The following is a 1,658-nucleotide window of genomic DNA, read 5'->3' as shown; positions in this document are numbered from 1 at the left end:
AACGTCCTATGTGGGGAAGCAGCAGCGAGAAGTAGTCGACAGGTCTCTCTGCATCAGCGATAGCAGATGCTTCACCTAATGTGGTCCAGATGGTTTCCACCGTCAACGGGATCGTTCCCTGCCATAGCAAACACAGGATCCATCGACATGTCGTCGGCCGTGGTCCTCACCGTCCTTAAAACGGGATACGTGCCCAGGTGGAAGGCCCGAACATTATCTATAGGGTCGCAAAGTGCGCCCTCACGGCACTTGCAGAGAGGGGTCCTTCCACCTGGTTCCCGACCGCTCCATGAACGGCCGGTATTCTGTCTTTGTCTTGACGACAGCGTGAGCGACGCGCGCCATCTTGGCGGTGAGCGCTATCATCGCTTTGCGGCGGCGATCGGCATCAACGGCGTTTCCGGCCATGTATCGTCCTAGCTTGTCGCGGAAACTGTTGTCGCGTTGGCGGGACGCGACCTGCGCGGCCATCCAGAAGGTCCTGCGAAGCCGGGCGTTTCCGTACTTCGACAGTTTGGTGCGCCCCCGGAACGTGCCGGACTGGGAAGTAGCGAGATCGAGACCACAAAACTTCAGGAACTGCCGATGATGGCTGAAACGGCGCAGGTCACCTGCCTCTGCCAAGATTGTCAGGGCATTGATCGGCCCAATACCAGGAATCTTACACAGGAGCTGATAATCTCGGTGGTCTGACAGCATCGCCTGAGCGATCTGTTCGATGCGATTGCGCTCTCGGATCAGGCTTCGCGCTTGGCCAATGACCATGCGGAACATGCTGATCGCGACAGCCTCTTCGACTATTGGTAGGGCCATCGACGAGCAGGCCGTCTCGTAGATGTCGTTGATTAATCTCGCTTTCGAGACTTTGCGTCCGACAAGCGGCCAAGCCTCGGCAACAAATCCCTCACGTCCCAGTGAGGTCATGCTGCTGGGCGTGGGAAAGCGCTCGATCAGCGCCAGGAACCAATCCGAGCGGCTGTTGCCGGCAAAGCGGGCGATCTCCGGAAAATAGAGCGGCAGATAGTGGTTCAGTATGCGGTGCCAGGTCTGCGTCTTGGCTTTCGAGATCACCTCGTGTGTCTTCGACAGTTCCTGCAGATCGTTGATCCCGGCTGCAAGCGGATCGACATAGACTTGGGTGGCCCCGATCCGCAGCATGTGAAGAATAACTTGCGCATCCTTCGGGTCGTTCTTATCCCAGCCGTTGTGAAGCGCCTCCCGTGTTCGTGCCAATGCCACAGAGGAGATCAATCGCAATTGGAACCCGGCCATCAGCAGCCGGTGTGCCAAGGTTCGGTGATAATTGCCGGTCGCTTCAAAGCCAACAATGATTGGCCGTCCGATCGCTGCAAGTTCTTCGACAAGACGGTCATAGTCATTCTTCGTCGCCATCACGGTCATCCGGCGGCGGCGTCCGCCKTCAGGCCGCTCCATCAGCACCTCCTGACGGTGCTTGGACATGTCGATCGCTACCAGCACGGCATCAGTGGGGCTATAAAGGTGTTTGGTCATGGTCTGTCACGCTCCAGAGTGTTGTCTCGACAACTTCACTTTAGAGACCCGCGGCCGGCCATGGCCACAAGGACGGCGCGCTGCGCTAGGTAGGGCTTCGCGCGCCGTCTGCCACGGCAGAGCAAGCTTCCCAATGTGCTATGGCA

Annotated in this window: 1 pseudogene; it reads right to left on the bottom strand. The window is 58.2% G+C overall.

The window, feature by feature from the left end:
• Positions 1-236: 236 nt before the first annotated feature.
• Positions 237-1,512, bottom strand: a pseudogene (locus tag AC1DE4_RS31665) (IS110 family RNA-guided transposase); the annotation flags it as partial.
• Between the last annotated feature and the right edge of the window lie 146 nt (positions 1,513-1,658).

It is taken from the genome of Rhizobium sp. 10N414 (genome assembly GCF_056394785.1).
The sequence above is the reverse complement of the archived record's forward strand: the minus strand, read 5'-3'. Positions and strand labels throughout refer to the sequence as shown.